This window comes from Leuconostoc sp. UCMA20149, assembly GCF_030400235.1.
GTDB classification, from domain to species: domain Bacteria; phylum Bacillota; class Bacilli; order Lactobacillales; family Lactobacillaceae; genus Leuconostoc; species Leuconostoc pseudomesenteroides.
Window position 1 is genome coordinate 1 of sequence record NZ_VJYC01000003.1, and the last position, 15520, is coordinate 15520.

A 15520-nucleotide genomic window follows, 5' to 3' on the forward strand; every position below is an offset into this window, starting at 1 on the left:
GTCAAAATTATGGCTTGAAACATTCATATTCACTCAAAGGACATCCATACGATAATGGCCGTATGGAAGCATTTCATTCAATATTGAAACGTGAAGAGGTGTATTTGAAGGCATACAAAACATTAACTGAAGTCCAAGCAGCCATTGGTTGGTATATCAATTTTTATAATCGCAATCGTATCTCAAATGTCGCCTAATTAACTGAATAAAAATAGTCCAATTTATTGACTTCTGAGCAAATTATAGTGGTCCTAAAATTGTGACTGTACCAGCTAAGACTATAGCAACAATCGTTGTTGACGTTAACATGCCGCAACAGCCTTTCAATGGTATTATCGAAGGTGGTATCTATATCACAAAACAGTTAGATGATAAGATCAAAGAGCAGGGTGGTATGCAGAATCGTTTTAGTTATGTGATAGGCTGTGTGATACGAGAAAATGATCAGCAGGTTCAACCAAAAATTGTTGCTAAAACCATCAAAACAAAGACACAATTATATCGACCCAATGTCATCTGGAAAATGTCGGCGCCAAATCAAATCAACATTTCTGATGTAACTGTTGACGGTGATATAACAGATCTTCAAAATAAAAAACAAATAATGTCACGTCATGAAACCCAACGTCAAATTGCGCCAACATCTAACTTTAATTTGGTGTTTAAAGGGGATAATGATTTGAAGTCCGGACGTTACTTGGCTAAAGTAGTGATGAAGGATAAACAAGGGCATATTTGGCGATTCTCGCAACATTTTACAGTTGGTACTCCTGTCAAAACCCAAATGGTCAAAAGGTGGACGATGAAGTGGTGGTATTGGCTCTTGATCATATTGTTAATTATAATCACTTACAAACTTTATCAACATTTTAAGCAAAAGAAGCAAATCTTACGGCATGAGAAGAAGTCATAACAGCTAACGAATCATGTTGAGCATATTGCTCAACAATACATAAAATAGTCATCAAAAAAGTCAATTTCGATTTTGAAATTGACTTTTTTGTTTATTGAAGTCCAGTTTGTGATTTACTGCTAGCAATCAATTGGACATTATTTTCACTGCCACTTGGTGTAAATATAATGACTACTTTGGCACCGCTTTGACTCTGCCATGTGGCATAGGCATACTGGCTATCAGCCGTCAAATAGGTTGGGTCACCATAAGTTTGACGAATGGTATTGTATGAAGTGCTACCTAAGGCTAAGTTGTTATATGCTGACAGTGTCCACTTACCAACTGTGGTTGTTGCAACACTGCTTGAGGCTGCACTTGACGAAACACTGCTGCTGGCTGAACTATCAACGGGTGCTTGTGTTGCGTCTTGTTTTGCACTACTAATAGCAGCTGCGACTTCGCTACTAGCGCTTGCTGGTGCTTGTGTTACAGTGACAGTACTTGAACTTTCAGCGCTAGAAACTTCACTTGTAGAAGATTCTGTACTAGAAGTTGATGCTTTTTTAGTTGTTTTTTTCTTTTTACTTGAACTCGTACTAGATGATGAAGTGGTTGTTTTACTGTCATTAGATTGTTGCCCAAGAACTGTAAAACCGACAATAACCAGTGCGACGACGATTACCAACGTGATAATTAAATTCCGTTTTTTATGTGATTTTTTAAAAGGTTGACGCTGCATGAAAAATAAATTCCTTTCTGAGTGGGGAAAACTTTGCCAATGACTTGACGTAATTTGATCAACAAATAATAGTCGAGCGTAGGCTACATCAATAATAACAGAAAATGAGAGAAAAGTATGTTAAAATAGAAGCTAGTGAAGTATCGAGACAAGCAACAAGGATGACCTCAGTGTTATAAGACCAGTAGAATCCTGTTATGATTTATACGAAAAAAAGAGAAAGCAAACAACCCTGTTGCTTGCTATTTTCAAATATCATTTATAAGGAAGAATTATGACTAATTTAAGTATTATTCCGTTTGGCGGAGTCCGCGAAAACGGGAAAAACATGTATGCTGTGACTGTGAATGACGAAATTTTTATTTTGGACGCTGGGCTGAAATATCCCGAAACTGATCAGCTTGGTGTTGATGTGGTTGTACCAGATTTTGAGTATTTAATCAAAAATACAGATAAAATTGCTGGTGTATTTTTATCACATGGACACGCTGATGCGATTGGGGCATTACCTTATTTTCTGCAACAAGTAAATGTGCCAATATTTGGCTCTGAATTAACGATTGAATTAGCTAAACTGGCTATCAAGGATCAAGACGCCTTAAAAGATTACGACGACTATCATGTTGTCAATGAAAAGACTGAAATTGATTTTGGCGATGTCAAGGTATCATTTTTCAATACTACACACTCAATTCCAGAATCGCTAGGGATTGTGCTAGGGACTGAATACGGGCAAGTTGTATATACCGGTGATTTCAAATTTGACCAAACTGCTGAAAGTTACTACCGGACAGATATTGCACGTCTAGTGGAAGTTGGCCAAAGTAAAGTCTTGGCATTGTTGGCCGATGCGGCTGGTACAGAAGGCGGCGCTGACTCAGTTAATGAATCGAAAATTGGCGATTATATCTTAGAGACTTTCCGAGACAATAAGAAAAAACGCATTATTGTTGCTGCGGTTGCGTCAAACATTCAAAGAATTCAGCAAGTAATCAATGCCACTGCTGCAACAAAGCGGCAACTGGTTTTGTCGGGAAACGATATTGAAAATGTCGTGAGAACAGCAATTCGTTTGAAAAAGTTGGATTTGCCAATTCCTGAAAGTAAGCTTTTTGTGAATTTGAAAAATGCAAAAAATTTGGCGGCTAGTCAAACCGTCATTCTTGAAACCGGTCGCATGGGAGAACCGATTAAACATCTTAACCGGATGGCTAATGGCGAGGATAAGTACGTTCATATTGGTGAAGATGACCTCGTATTTATAACGACGACGCCTTCAACTGCAATGGAGGGCGTTGTTGCGAAGACGCGGGATATGTTGTTTAAACAGGGAGCAGATGTCAAGCAAATCAGTAATGATATGCGGTCAAGTGGTCATGCCTCTCGGAATGATTTACAAATGATGATTAACATCATGCAACCGGATTATTTTATGCCTATTCAAGGTGAGTATCGTGTGATGACAGCTGCAAAAGATGCTGCTGAGGAAGTCAATATTCCCGAAGACCATATCATGATGGCTATGAAAGGTGATCAATTCAAATGGTTGGATGATCACTTTGAGTTACAAGATTCATTTACAATTGGCGAAACACTGATTGATGGCGCAGGGATCGGTGATATCGGTAATGTAGTGCTTCGCGATAGGCGCATTTTATCTGAAGATGGTATTTTTGTTTCCGTTGTGACGATTGATCGCAAAAAGAGGCAAGTTGTTTCAAAACCCAAGTTAACGTCGCGCGGTTTTGTGTATGTTAAAGCAAATCGTGATTTGATGAAAGAAGCCTCAGACTTAACGGTTAAACAAATTGAAGATTACCTTAGTAATACTAAAAATTTTGATTGGAATGAGCTGAAAAATAGTGTTCGAGAAGTACTTTCAAGATTCTTGTTTGAACAGACTCGTCGTCGCCCAATGGTGATGCCTGTGGTAATGGAAGTTAATCAAAACAGACGACCAAATAACCATAAGTCAACAACGACACAATCAGGAGCGCAATCAAATAAGCGTCAAATACCAAAAAAACCGGGTAATCCCAATGTTACCAAGGTGACAAAGACTGTTAAGAAGGGACCACGTCGTCCTAACAATCGTCGTCCGCAACCCAAAACGGCTGAATAACAAAAATCCCAACTCAAGTGAGTTGGGTTTTTGACTAATAAAGAAAGGAGCATCGTAACAATTATGAGTTGATTCTTAATTTTCATAATTTGTTATGTGACCGAAAAAATGACCGACCATATTACGCCAGAAACACAAGCACTTATTGACCGTGCACAACTAGAAATGAAACAAGAAAACTGGCACGATGCTGCGGAAACACTTGCTGACTTATATGAAAACTTGCAGACCTTTGACATTAATTATCGCTTAGTGACAGCTTTATTTATGGATAAACAATATCAATTGGCTTCCTCTTATGCTGACGATTTTTTGGCAGAATATCTCGACGATGAAACACATTTTCGAATGATAGTGGCACTGGCAGTCCAAAATCAGAGCTTTGTTTACGCGCAACAATTAGCAATGTTATGGGATGATGAACAAACACAGTCAGATATTCTAGATGAAATTAGAACTGCTGAAAATCACGCCAAAGAGACAATGGCAACAACTTTAGCAACGATTAGTCGTCAGTTTTATCACATGAGCGACTACGACTTGGATGCGCAACGTAATCGTTACGAGGCTGCTAGAAGGCTACCGGTGGCTGATTTTGTTATCGGCGCTAAATTTTTATTAGTTGATCCATTTGCCTTGCCGCTAATACGCGCAACTTTATTAGAAGATTTACAAAAGCTAGATATTCAAGAACCCGTTCAATATCGCTGGCTAGATGAACAACTTTACACTATCCGTCTTGACCACATTAATCCATTGACGAGTTCCGAAGTTTTTGAAAAAATTGCGACATTAATTGACGATCGATTGGGTCAAGAAGATCCTGTAGCGTTGGAAATGTTAGCCCATCAAATGAGATTAGAGCTAACACTTTTGTACCCACAAACTGACGACGTGATTATTGATGCTGACAGCTGGGTTGATAGCAGTCTAGATCGCTACTATGGACAATCAAATCATACTGAAGTTGGACTGCAAAAATATTGGCATGATAAAGTAAATGAAATTACAAACAGCTTTTTTGAAAATTAATGTTAAAAGTGTTTACATTTTCTTAATAAGTCGGTATAATAATTTTTGGCTTCAAGAGCCGGAAAAATGCAAGTTACTTGTTGTCTTTTGACGGCTTGCGTTGTAAAATATATTTATAAACATTTTTCAGAATTACTGAAAAATGAATTTTGGAGGAAACTACATTGGCTAAGGAAACTTACGTTCGCACTAAGCCCCACGTTAACATTGGTACTATTGGACACGTCGATCATGGAAAGACGACTTTGACTGCTGCTATTTCAAAGGTATTGTCTGAAAAGCAAGGTAAAGTAGCAACTGATTTTGCTGAAATTGATAACGCGCCTGAAGAAAAAGAACGTGGTATCACTATTAACACTTCTCACATCGAATACGAAACTGAGAAGCGTCACTATGCCCACATTGATGCCCCAGGTCACGCGGATTACGTTAAAAACATGATCACTGGTGCTGCTCAAATGGATGGTGCTATTTTGGTTGTTGCTGCAACTGATGGTCCTATGCCACAAACACGTGAACACATCTTGTTGGCACGTCAAGTTGGTGTTGACTATCTTGTTGTGTTCTTGAACAAGACAGACTTGGTTGATGATGAAGAATTGATCGACTTGGTTGAAATGGAAGTTCGTGAACTTTTGTCTGAATATGACTTCCCTGGTGATGATATTCCTGTTATCAAGGGTTCAGCATTGAAGGCTTTGGAAGGTGACCCTGAACAAGTTAAGGTTATCGAAGAATTGATGGATACTGTTGATTCATACATTCCAGAACCAAAGCGCGAAACTGACAAGCCTTTCTTGATGCCTGTCGAAGACGTCTTCACAATTACTGGTCGTGGAACAGTTGCTTCTGGTCGTGTTGACCGTGGTGTATTGACTACTGGTACTGAAGTTGAAATCGTTGGTTTGAAGGATGAAGTTAAGAAGACTACTGTAACTGGTATCGAAATGTTCCGTAAGACTTTGGAAGAAGCTCAAGCGGGTGACAACATTGGTGCATTGTTGCGTGGTGTTGATCGTAACGAAATCGAACGTGGTCAAGTTTTGGCAAAGCCAGGTTCAATTCAAACACACAAGAAGTTCAAGGCCGAAGTTTATGTCTTGAGTAAAGAAGAAGGTGGTCGTCATACACCATTCTTCACAAACTACCGTCCACAATTCTACTTCCACACAACAGATGTTACTGGTGTTGTTGAATTGCCAGAAGGTGTTGAAATGGTTATGCCTGGTGACCAAGTGACATTCGAAATCGAATTGATCTCACCAGTTGCCATTGAACAAGGTTTGAAGTTTACTGTTCGTGAAGGTGGCCACACTGTTGGTGCCGGAACAGTTACTGAAATCGAAGACTAATATTATTAGTTTTAAAAGGGCATGCATTGCATGTTCTTTTTTTTTAATAAAAAACAAGTACGCAATAGCATACCTGTTTGGTGTGATTATTTATGTGTCTCAGTCTCGCTGTCTCGACCTAAAGCAGCCGTTCGTGCAACATCATCTTCCTTTTCATTTGGTAAAACGAAAAGGTCATCTATCGGGGTTGTTTGAGTTTCTTCACGATTAACAATTTTTGCCATTATGGTCCTCCACTTTTTCTTAATTTTACATTATTTTTTATGCAAAAATATACATTTTATTCAAATTATAATGTATATAAACTGCATATATATGAAAATCGTGTATAATATAAATTAATAATTCGAAACGGAGAGCGATATGGCTGATTTATTGGTGATTGAAAATTTAACAAAGAAATTTGGTGACAAAACAGTTTTTAAAGATATTAACGTTACTGTAAAGAAAGGTGAAGTGATTGCTGTCATCGGCCCATCAGGTGCAGGTAAATCAACATTTTTGAGAGCGATTAATATGTTAGATGCCCCGACAAGTGGGGACGTTTTGTTCGAGGGAAACCAACTAACCAATTTAAAAGAAATTCAGCTTGATCAGCTTCGTGAAAAAATGGGTATGGTTTTTCAAGGGTTCAATCTATTCCCAAATCTGACAGTTCTTGAAAACATCAAACTAGCACCCCTTAAAGTAAAGGGGCAAGATGATAAAATTGCCACAGAAACAGCTAAACGGTTATTGGCACAAGTCGGACTGTCTGACAAGGCAGACCAATATCCTGCAAGCCTTTCTGGTGGTCAAAAACAGCGTGTGGCAATCGCACGTGCGCTGGCAATGTCCCCCGACATGTTGCTTTTTGATGAACCAACAAGTGCACTAGATCCGGAAATGGTTGGTGAAGTCTTGGCAGTAATGAAACAACTGGCAGAGGATGGCATGACGATGATTGTGGTCACGCATGAAATGGGTTTTGCACGAGAAGTTGCGGATCAAGTGTGGTTTATGGCTGACGGTGGTATTCAAGAAATTGCTGAACCAAAAACTTTCTTTGAAACGCCCAAAACAGAACGAGCACGAGACTTTTTACAGAAAGTTCTATAATCTTATGCCTGCGATTGATACTTAAATTTACTGAAAATGATGTAAGTTATTAAAAGCGCTTACATTTTCGAAGAAATAGCGTTATAATAAAAGTATCAAGAACGATAAGAGGTTGGGTCATGGCATATCACAATATTTTAGTAGCAATCGACGGTTCAGAGGTATCGAACACGCTAATTAAAAAGGTGATTGAATTTGCTCCAGAAGCGCATATTGACATTTTAACTGTTGTCGATACCAATGGCGGTGGCTATTTTGGTTCAATTGCGATGAGTGATGATGTTGTATATCAGATGGAGCAAGATGCTGAAGCTTCAATCAACAAGGCTTATGAGTATGCGCAGAGTTTAGGTCATACCGATGTCGATGTTCATGTTCGTTTTGGATCACCAAAGCAAGTAATTGCTCGTCACTTTCCTAAGGATCACAAAAATGATTTGATTGTGATTGGGGAAACAGGGTTGAGTCGACTACAACGGGCAATGGCTGGAACTGTTCCATCATTTGTGACACAAGTTGCGAATACAGATGTTCTCATCATGCGTACTTCTGAAAAGTAAAAAAAACACCAAATGTTGAAAATCATTTGGTGTTTTTACTTGGCTTCTTTAATGATCGTGATGTTCGTAATTTTGACAGGATCAACTGGTTTTGAAGCTTCTCCTGAACTACTGTCTTCAACCTTTGCTTCAGCAATTTTGTCTACTACTGACATGCCTTTGATTACTTGACCAAAAACAGTGTAATCGCCATCTAGGCTAGGGACACCGCCTTTTTTATAGGCATTATAAATTTTTGAAGGGTAATTATTGGCGTCGACTTGCTTTGAAAGATTTTTTTTGTTTTGAACGATGAAAAATTGACTACCATTTGTGTCTGCTCCAGCATTAGCCATTGATACGGCGCCACGAATATTATAAAGTGATGTGCTAATTTCATTTTTGAAACCATTACCACTATCAATGCTACTGTCTTTGCCTTTCCAAATTGACTCTCCGCCTGAGCCGTCACCCTTGGGATCGCCACCTTGAATCATAAAATTGTTAATCACACGGTGAAAGATTGTATTGTTATAGTAGCTTTGTTTAGCATGAGTGATAAAGTTTTCAACAGCTAATGGTGCATATTTGTTAAATAATTTGATAGTGATATCGCCATAACTCGTATGCAGCGTGACTTCACTTTCATTCTCAGACACAGTATTAGTCAATTGAGGTAAAGCAACTTTTTCTAACTTTGGATCCTTTTTTGTGGTTGACGTCTCTGAGTTTGATGAGTTAGCGAAATGCTGGTAGCCAACAATACCAGCGATTAGCAGTACAAGAATCACTGCCATTATGATTTGTGGGGCGAATTTTTTCATGATTAAATCCTTTCGATGATAAATGTCTGAGTTGTGGATGTCGTATAGTTAGCTTGACTGAAATCTTCTGGAATAAGTTCTGACAAATAATCTAGCCAATCTTCTGGCGTTGCATTAAATTTTGTAATCAAGAGACCACCATGCGTTAGTTTTGGCAAAACTAACGAAATTTGATCAATCAGATTTGAGGGCTGATCATGTGTGTTTTCTGTATCAGACGAATAATCAAAAATTGCAACACTAATTTGTTTTCGTTCGCCCATATCAGTACGTAATTGTGGTGTAATTTGGTGGCCAAGCAAAGTGACACGTTCTGATAAACCGCTCATGAAGAGTGAGGCGGCTGCGGCGTTGGCGTTATCTTTTGTGGTTGCATAGCTCAATACATGGCCTTCGTTACCAACACGCGTTGCTAAAAAGCGTGTATTAACGCCATTAGCTGTTGTCCCATCCAAAACCAAATCACCAATTTTAATATTTTGTTCAATTAATTGATGTGTAAATGTATTACTTGACGGAATCATCATGTACTCCTTTATTTTTGAAAAATAGTTGTTGACTGGCAAAGAGCATGGTATATGCTATTGTCATGCCAGCTAAGATATCACTCGGATAGTGAACATTGACGTAGACGCGACTAATGGGAATTAAAATGATTAATCCAATCAGCATATAGGAAGCTAAGTGGCGTAGCCAATTAGATTTTAGGTGACGATGTAAAATGATAATTAGGCTGCCATATAGTAAAACGGCTACCATCGCGTGTCCCGAAGGAAAACTAAACCCAGATGCAGGAACCAAATGAGGTGTTGGGCGCGGTCGAGCAATAATATTTTTAAAGATTTGGTTGCTTAAACCCGCAAACACAATCACATTAAATCCAATGAATAGCGTTTCACGATAAAAGTGGTGATAGATGAGCCAAAGTGAAATAGTTGCCAGAATAATAGCACTCCAACTGACATTACCAATACTAGTAATTGTTGTGAAAAACCAGTTATGTTGATGATCGTAATGTTGAATTAATCCTTGCCCAAAGGTGTCAAGTTGTTGTATGAATTTAGTTTTTAACAACACACCAATTGTTAAAGTCATAAAAGTTATCAAAGATATCCAAGGCAGAATGGGGATTGTGTGTAATTTACGCATACAATGATTATACCCGATTGTGTAGAGATGTGATATAATGAAACCATTATAGTCAACATTAGTACGTATGGCGGGGTTGTAGAGAATAAGTGGCGCTGAAAACTTATCAAACAAAATACGGAACTCGGTTGATTGAATTACGGGTGAAACATCAAGTAGTCTGTAACGTTTGCCCGCGTTAAGGCAAATAGAGACGTAGTAGTACGTGAACATAGGTGGTACCGTGAATTCAAATTTCACCCTATGTCATGCTTTTTTGCATGGCATAGGTTTTTTTATTTGAAGCCGGCTAATCTAAAGAGTGCTTGATGTTTCACTTGGAATAAATCACACAAAGGAATAAATTTATGGCATATAATCACAAAGAAATTGAGCATAAGTGGCAAAAATATTGGGAAGATAATCAGACATTCAAAGCGCCGGATAAATCAGATAAACCTAAATATTATGTTTTGGATATGTTTCCTTATCCATCAGGTCAAGGGCTTCACGTCGGGCATCCAGAAGGTTATACAGCAACGGATATTGTTAGTCGTTACAAGCGTGCTAAGGGTTTTAATGTCTTACATCCCATTGGCTGGGATGCTTTTGGGCTGCCTGCTGAACAATACGCTATCAAAACGGGAAATAATCCTGCCGGCTTTACAAACAAGAACGTCCAAGTTTTTAAAAAACAGATTAAGTCTTTAGGCTTCTCGATTGACTGGTCAAGAGAAATTAATACAACTGATCCGGAATACTATAAATGGTCACAATGGATTTTTGAGAAGTTGTACGAAAAAGGTTTGGCATATGAAGATGAGATTATGGTTAACTGGGCGCCTGATTTTCCAGGCGGTGGTATAGTTGTTGCCAACGAAGAAGTGGTTGATGGTAAAACTGAACGCGGTGGTTATCCAGTTTATCGCAAACCCATGAAGCAATGGGTTTTACGCATTACTGCGTACGCAGATCGCTTGTTAGATGATTTAGAAGAACTAGATTGGCCTGAAGCGATTAAAGAACAACAACGGCATTGGATTGGTCGATCAACTGGTGCTTCTGTTAACTTTAAAGTTGATGGCTTTGATGATGAAATCGAAGTTTACACAACGCGACCTGATACTCTGTTTGGGGCCAAATATATGGTATTATCTCCTGAACACGACTTAATTGAAAAAATTACGACGCCAGATCAAGCAGAGACCATTGCCGCCTATCAAGCTATGGTTGCAACTAAGTCTGATTTGGAGCGAACTGATCTTAACAAAGACAAGACGGGTGCTTTCACAGGTGCTTATGGTATTAATCCAATAAATGGTGAAAAATTGCCAATTTGGATTGCCGACTATGTGTTGTCATCATATGGTACAGGAGCGATTATGGCGGTTCCGGCTCATGATGAACGTGATTTTGCATTTGCTAAGAAGTTTGATTTGCCAATTACACCGGTAATTGCTGGTGGGGATGTGAATGAAGCTGCATATACAGGTGACGGCACGCATATTAATTCTGGTTTTTTGGACGGATTAAATAAGCAAGAGGCTATTAACACTGCGATTGACTGGTTGGAAGACAATCACGCTGGACATAAACAAGTCAATTATCGATTACGGGATTGGATTTTTTCTCGTCAACGCTATTGGGGCGAACCAATCCCAGTCATTCATTGGGAAGATGGGACGCAGACACTTGTACCCGAGGAAGAGTTACCACTTCGCTTACCAGAAATGACGCAAGATCAATTGAAGCCTTCAGGTACAGGTGAATCACCACTTGCCAATGCGACGGAGTGGTTAAACGTGACACGAGAAGATGGTGTTAAAGGACGACGTGAGACCAACACTATGCCGCAATGGGCTGGATCTTCTTGGTACTTCTTACGCTATGTTGATCCACATAACTCAAAGGTTTTGGCAGATCCAGAAAAGTTAAAATACTGGATGAATGTCGATTTATATGTTGGTGGTGCTGAACACGCTGTTTTGCACTTATTGTATGCTCGTTTCTGGCATAAGTTTTTGTACGATTTAGGTGTTGTACCAACGAAAGAACCGTTCCAAAAGCTTGTCAACCAAGGTATGATTTTAGGTGAAAATCACGAGAAGATGTCTAAATCAAAAGGCAATGTGGTTAATCCAGATGAGATTGTTAATGACTATGGCGCCGACACACTGCGTGTATATGAGATGTTCATGGGACCATTAACACAAAGCAAGCCATGGTCTGAAGAAGGCGTTGCTGGGTCACGCCGTTGGTTGGATCGTGTGTGGCGATTACTAGTTGATGATGAGGGCAAGTTGCGTGACCATGTAACAACGGTAAATCCTGGCGATCTGGATAAAGTTTATAACCAGACTGTCAAAAAAGTCACAGATGATTTAGAGAACATGCGTTTCAATACGGCAATCTCGCAATTGATGGTTTTTGTTAACGACGCTTATAAGTCAGATGCTTTACCAATTGAGTATATGAATGGCTTTGTACAAATGTTAGCACCAATTGCACCATTTTTGGCCGAAGAATTATGGCAGAAATTAGGCAATACTGAAGGTGTGAGTTACGAACCATGGCCAACTTATGATGAAAATCAGCTTGTCGAGAACACGGTTGAAATTATTTTCCAAGTCAACGGTAAGGTGCGTGGTAAAGCAACTGTTGCCATAGATATTGATAAAGATGCTATGGTCGAGGCTGCTAAAGCAGACGATAATGTCCAAAACTTCATTAACGGCAAAGAAATTCGTAAAGTTATTGCGATTCCTGGTAAGTTTGTTAATATTGTAGTAGGCTAAAAATTTAAACGTTGTGACATTTATATCAATGATGTTACGTAAATCCTCACCTAGGTGAGGGTACATATCAAAAAATGGGGTCACTAAATATGTCGGATGATCAACGTCCAGAAAATCTCAATAGCGGAAATCGTGTTGATAAAATCAATGTGGATGGACAAATGTTAAGTGCTGAGGAAATTTTGGCACGTGCACGCAAACGTGTGCAAAATAAACAGTCACCATCACGCGCCGGTGTTTCAGTACCTCAGTCTCATCAACAAAAAGTGATGTCCGATGCTGATGTTGCGTTATTAAAGCAAAAAAATGATCAAGCGCGCAAAAATATTATCCAAAAAAAGCCTAACTTGACGGTAACAGAGACCACAAATACGCGACCACAAACTGTTGTACCTTCACCTATGCCAGATGTTAACGACAACCAGGCAACATTGGTAAAAGGTTCCGCATGGCTGTCAGTTGGTAATATGGTGTCGCGTATCTTGGGTGCGTTGTACATTTTGCCTTGGATGGCAATGTTGGGTGTGTACGGTAACCGAGCAAATGGTTTATTTACACAGGGCTACAACGTTTATGCTGTTTTTTTGGCTATCGCGACGTTTGGCATTCCAGCGGCGATTTCAAAGATTGTTGCCGAGCTTACTGCCAAACGCGACATTTACCGTTCGAGACAACTCACTCGGCAGTCGATTTGGCTTGGAATTGGTTTGGGCATTCTCTTTGGCGCCATTTTATATGTTGCAGCGCCGTGGTTGTCTAATGGTAATGCTAATGTCATACCAGTACTACATTCGTTGGCCCCAGCAGTAGCGATTTTTCCACTTATGTCGATGATTCGGGGTATTTTTCAGGGGCACCAATTGATGAGTGTGTCAGCGATGTCACAAGTGATTGAGCAAATTGCTCGCGTCGCTTATATGCTTGTCACGGCAGTGATTATTTTAAAGTCGAACCCGACAAATTGGACAGGTGTTGTCGTGCAGTCAACTTTCGCCGCGTTCATCGGTGCTATTTTCAGTATGCTGGTTTTGATATGGGGATGGGCAAAGTATCGTCACATTTTGGTGCAACCAATTGAGAATGTGCAATCGACAAATCATGCCCCAACATTTGGTTTGGTTTTGAATATTTTAAAAGAGTCATGGCCGTTTATTATCATTGGATCAGCTATCACGCTTTTCCAACTGGTTGATCAGTATACTTTTTTTGACATTATGAATCATTTTTTTGCCAATTCAAACACTGAACTACTCAATCAATTTGCATTGTTTAGTGCCAACCCTAACAAGTTAATCATGATTATTGTGCCGTTTTCTACTAGCATTGCAGCTACGGCCTTGCCAATGATATCGGGCAGTAAAGCAACACTAACTCATGAGGATATACAGACGCAATTGAAACAAGTTATGAAATTGTTTGCTTTAATCATGTTACCAAGTGCTTTGGGAATGTATGCTGTTGCGGGACCTTTATATAAAATGTTTTATCCAATTGGGCCCTCAAATCAAGATGGAATCTATTTGCTTCAATATTCGACTATTTTGGCCATTGTGTTCAGTCTATTCATGCTACTATCATTCGTGTTACAGGCATTGTCGGAAGTGTCGATCGTGATGAAAGCATTTGTAGCAGGATTTGTAATTAAAATTGTTTTGCAAATACCGTTAATTCGTTTTTTCGAAGGAATGGGTGCTCTAATGGCCAGCGTCATTGGCATGGCGGTTGCGATCGCTTACATGCTTGATTTCTTGAAATCAAAGTATGGCGTATCATTTAGTACAATTGGGCGTGAATTGTGGCGTATGTTTGTGGCATCTGCTGTAATGGCAGTAATTGCCAGATTAGTCGTTTTCTTTTTCAGCAATTTTGTATTTCCGATGGATACTAAACTATCTGTTACGGTTACAACGTTTGTTGCCGTATTAGTTGGAGGCACTGTTCTGATTATGACTTACCTTCGTATCGGGTTAGCTGATGAATTATTAGGATCTAAGATGCGATTTGTGCCAAAAATATTACGTTCAAAGCGATGAGTAGTCATCGCTTTTTTGATAACATAAAATATTCTAAAGATGGTATTTTTTAGACGCTTTATACGGTATGCTAAAATTAGGTTTTAAACTAGTGTTTCAACGGAGGCATATCAAATGACAGAATCACAAACTGTATTGCAGCCGGAATTAATTAATCGGCTTGATAGTAAGATAATGTATCTTGGACAATTACAGTCCGCAATTATGACTCATCAGATACCGCAAATCTATGAATTAATCGATTCTCAGCAGTTTAATGAACAAATTCGGCAAAGAGCACATGCGGATAGTAATGCCAGCCTAGCACAAATGGTGGTTGACATTCACAATGAGTTAGCTACATTTCTTGCGCCCGAATTGATCCACTATTTAAAGGCACATTTTCAATTTCTAGTATTTGAAGCTATTGATGGTGAGCCCGCAATTTATCAAGTTTTCATAGGTGATTGGTGGAATCATCGCCAAATTGGTACGCTTGATGTTTTGGCTTTGACCCTAGAGGTTGATCAAAAAATGATGTTGACCTTGCACAATGTTTCGCAATTGCCAGATGGGGTGAACAATAATGATAATCAAGTCCGTGAAATTAAACAAATCATGACGGGGTTGCAGGCATTTTTAGATGATGAGACGAAGCGAAAACTTGAGGTTCAAGTGATTGAAGATCAATTAGCGCAATTGAAAGAAAATAAGTCAGGTTTACTTGGACGTACAGACAAGAAAGCCCGTGAAGAGCTTGAAAACAAGCGAGAATTATTGCTTGCTTCTCAACAACGAGTGCCTGAAGTCAAAGAAAAACTGCAGTCACATCAAGCTGAAATTTTAAAATTAGAAAAAGATGATGCGATTCATCGCCTAGAGCTGGAACAAATTTTAACATATTTTGACAGCGTCAAATCATTTGGTGAAAAGATTAGTTATCTTTATGTAGATTATTTAAACGCATTACTGCAGAAGAAGTAA

15 protein-coding genes and 1 other annotated feature are annotated in these 15520 nt (G+C 39.1%); of the genes, 10 read left to right on the forward strand and 5 right to left on the reverse strand.

Features of this window, described 5'->3' with window-relative positions; genetic code table 11:
* The coding region (locus FF105_RS11605; protein ID WP_336621641.1) for an integrase core domain-containing protein at positions 1 to 197 on the forward strand (197 nt) is incomplete at its 5' end.
* Positions 198 to 259: 62 nt separating this feature from the next.
* Positions 260 to 913, forward strand: coding sequence for a WxL protein host-binding domain-containing protein (locus tag FF105_RS03240; protein ID WP_290046342.1), 654 nt, complete (start codon positions 260 to 262; stop codon positions 911 to 913).
* Positions 914 to 1004: 91 nt separating this feature from the next.
* Here FF105_RS03240 and FF105_RS03245 read toward each other — a convergent pair whose 3' ends face one another.
* Entirely contained in the window at positions 1005 to 1634 is a 630-nt protein-coding gene (locus FF105_RS03245) for a hypothetical protein (RefSeq protein ID WP_010281446.1), read from the reverse strand.
* Positions 1635 to 1908: 274 nt separating this feature from the next.
* Here FF105_RS03245 and FF105_RS03250 point away from each other — a divergent pair, with 274 nt between their 5' ends.
* The 3 genes from FF105_RS03250 (at position 1909) to tuf (ending at position 6140) form a co-directional block, all read left to right on the forward strand.
* A complete protein-coding gene (locus tag FF105_RS03250; protein WP_010281448.1) occupies positions 1909 to 3756 on the forward strand; it encodes a ribonuclease J in 1848 nt (615 codons plus the stop codon).
* A gap of 108 nt (positions 3757 to 3864) precedes the next feature.
* Positions 3865 to 4788, forward strand: a complete 924-nt coding sequence (locus tag FF105_RS03255; protein WP_010281450.1) for a hypothetical protein — start codon at positions 3865 to 3867, stop codon at positions 4786 to 4788.
* 164 nt (positions 4789 to 4952) lie between these two features.
* The gene (gene tuf, locus FF105_RS03260; RefSeq protein ID WP_080519256.1) at positions 4953 to 6140 is read left to right on the forward strand and encodes an elongation factor Tu; all 1188 of its coding nucleotides are present in this window, start codon (positions 4953 to 4955) and stop codon (positions 6138 to 6140) included.
* 86 nt (positions 6141 to 6226) lie between these two features.
* Here tuf and FF105_RS03265 read toward each other — a convergent pair whose 3' ends face one another.
* Positions 6227 to 6364: a hypothetical protein gene (locus FF105_RS03265; protein ID WP_010279049.1), complete on the reverse strand. Its 138-nt coding sequence runs from the start codon at positions 6362 to 6364 to the stop codon at positions 6227 to 6229.
* A gap of 139 nt (positions 6365 to 6503) precedes the next feature.
* Here FF105_RS03265 and FF105_RS03270 point away from each other — a divergent pair, with 139 nt between their 5' ends.
* Together FF105_RS03270 and FF105_RS03275 are read left to right on the forward strand one after the other, a co-directional pair.
* Positions 6504 to 7238, forward strand: coding sequence for an amino acid ABC transporter ATP-binding protein (locus FF105_RS03270; protein WP_010279051.1), 735 nt, complete (start codon positions 6504 to 6506; stop codon positions 7236 to 7238).
* Positions 7239 to 7357: 119 nt separating this feature from the next.
* On the forward strand, positions 7358 to 7798 hold the full coding sequence (locus FF105_RS03275; RefSeq protein ID WP_290046343.1) for a universal stress protein: 441 nt from the start codon (positions 7358 to 7360) through the stop codon (positions 7796 to 7798).
* A gap of 35 nt (positions 7799 to 7833) precedes the next feature.
* Here FF105_RS03275 and FF105_RS03280 read toward each other — a convergent pair whose 3' ends face one another.
* Genes FF105_RS03280 through FF105_RS03290 form a run of 3 tightly spaced genes read right to left on the reverse strand, consistent with a single transcriptional unit; the run spans position 7834 to position 9696 of the window.
* Positions 7834 to 8601: a peptidylprolyl isomerase gene (locus FF105_RS03280; protein WP_010279054.1), complete on the reverse strand. Its 768-nt coding sequence runs from the start codon at positions 8599 to 8601 to the stop codon at positions 7834 to 7836.
* A gap of 2 nt (positions 8602 to 8603) precedes the next feature.
* Entirely contained in the window at positions 8604 to 9125 is a 522-nt protein-coding gene (locus FF105_RS03285; RefSeq protein ID WP_031941016.1) for a hypothetical protein, read from the reverse strand.
* Entirely contained in the window at positions 9109 to 9696 is a 588-nt protein-coding gene (locus FF105_RS03290) for a phosphatase PAP2 family protein (RefSeq protein WP_010279057.1), read from the reverse strand. The genes FF105_RS03285 and FF105_RS03290 overlap by 17 nt, the downstream gene beginning before the upstream one ends.
* A 99-nt stretch (positions 9697 to 9795) precedes the next feature.
* Positions 9796 to 9997, forward strand: a binding site (T-box leader).
* Between the two features lie 100 nt (positions 9998 to 10097).
* Between FF105_RS03290 and leuS the strand changes: the two genes are divergently transcribed.
* The 3 genes from leuS (at position 10098) to FF105_RS03305 (ending at position 15520) form a co-directional block, all read left to right on the forward strand.
* The gene (gene leuS, locus FF105_RS03295) at positions 10098 to 12524 is read left to right on the forward strand and encodes a leucine--tRNA ligase (protein WP_010279060.1); all 2427 of its coding nucleotides are present in this window, start codon (positions 10098 to 10100) and stop codon (positions 12522 to 12524) included.
* 89 nt (positions 12525 to 12613) lie between these two features.
* Complete coding sequence (locus FF105_RS03300; RefSeq protein ID WP_010279063.1) at positions 12614 to 14557, forward strand: putative polysaccharide biosynthesis protein; 1944 nt, start codon at positions 12614 to 12616, stop codon at positions 14555 to 14557.
* A gap of 114 nt (positions 14558 to 14671) precedes the next feature.
* Positions 14672 to 15520 carry a hypothetical protein gene (locus FF105_RS03305; protein ID WP_010279067.1) on the forward strand — a complete coding sequence of 283 codons (849 nt, stop codon included), beginning with the start codon at positions 14672 to 14674 and terminating at the stop codon, positions 15518 to 15520.

Bases quoted from the DNA above. Each gene is read 5' to 3' on its own strand.
- FF105_RS03245 (WP_010281446.1), bottom strand. From the start codon at position 1,634: ATGCAGCGTCAACCTTTTAAAAAATCACATAAAAAACGGAATTTAATT.
- FF105_RS03250 (WP_010281448.1), top strand. From the start codon at position 1,909: ATGACTAATTTAAGTATTATTCCGTTTGGCGGAGTCCGCGAAAACGGG.
- FF105_RS03255 (WP_010281450.1), top strand. From the start codon at position 3,865: ATGACCGACCATATTACGCCAGAAACACAAGCACTTATTGACCGTGCA.
- FF105_RS03265 (WP_010279049.1), bottom strand. From the start codon at position 6,364: ATGGCAAAAATTGTTAATCGTGAAGAAACTCAAACAACCCCGATAGAT.
- FF105_RS03270 (WP_010279051.1), top strand. From the start codon at position 6,504: ATGGCTGATTTATTGGTGATTGAAAATTTAACAAAGAAATTTGGTGAC.
- FF105_RS03275 (WP_290046343.1), top strand. From the start codon at position 7,358: ATGGCATATCACAATATTTTAGTAGCAATCGACGGTTCAGAGGTATCG.
- FF105_RS03280 (WP_010279054.1), bottom strand. From the start codon at position 8,601: ATGAAAAAATTCGCCCCACAAATCATAATGGCAGTGATTCTTGTACTG.
- FF105_RS03285 (WP_031941016.1), bottom strand. From the start codon at position 9,125: ATGATTCCGTCAAGTAATACATTTACACATCAATTAATTGAACAAAAT.
- FF105_RS03290 (WP_010279057.1), bottom strand. From the start codon at position 9,696: ATGACTTTAACAATTGGTGTGTTGTTAAAAACTAAATTCATACAACAA.
- leuS (WP_010279060.1), top strand. From the start codon at position 10,098: ATGGCATATAATCACAAAGAAATTGAGCATAAGTGGCAAAAATATTGG.
- FF105_RS03300 (WP_010279063.1), top strand. From the start codon at position 12,614: ATGTCGGATGATCAACGTCCAGAAAATCTCAATAGCGGAAATCGTGTT.
- FF105_RS03305 (WP_010279067.1), top strand. From the start codon at position 14,672: ATGACAGAATCACAAACTGTATTGCAGCCGGAATTAATTAATCGGCTT.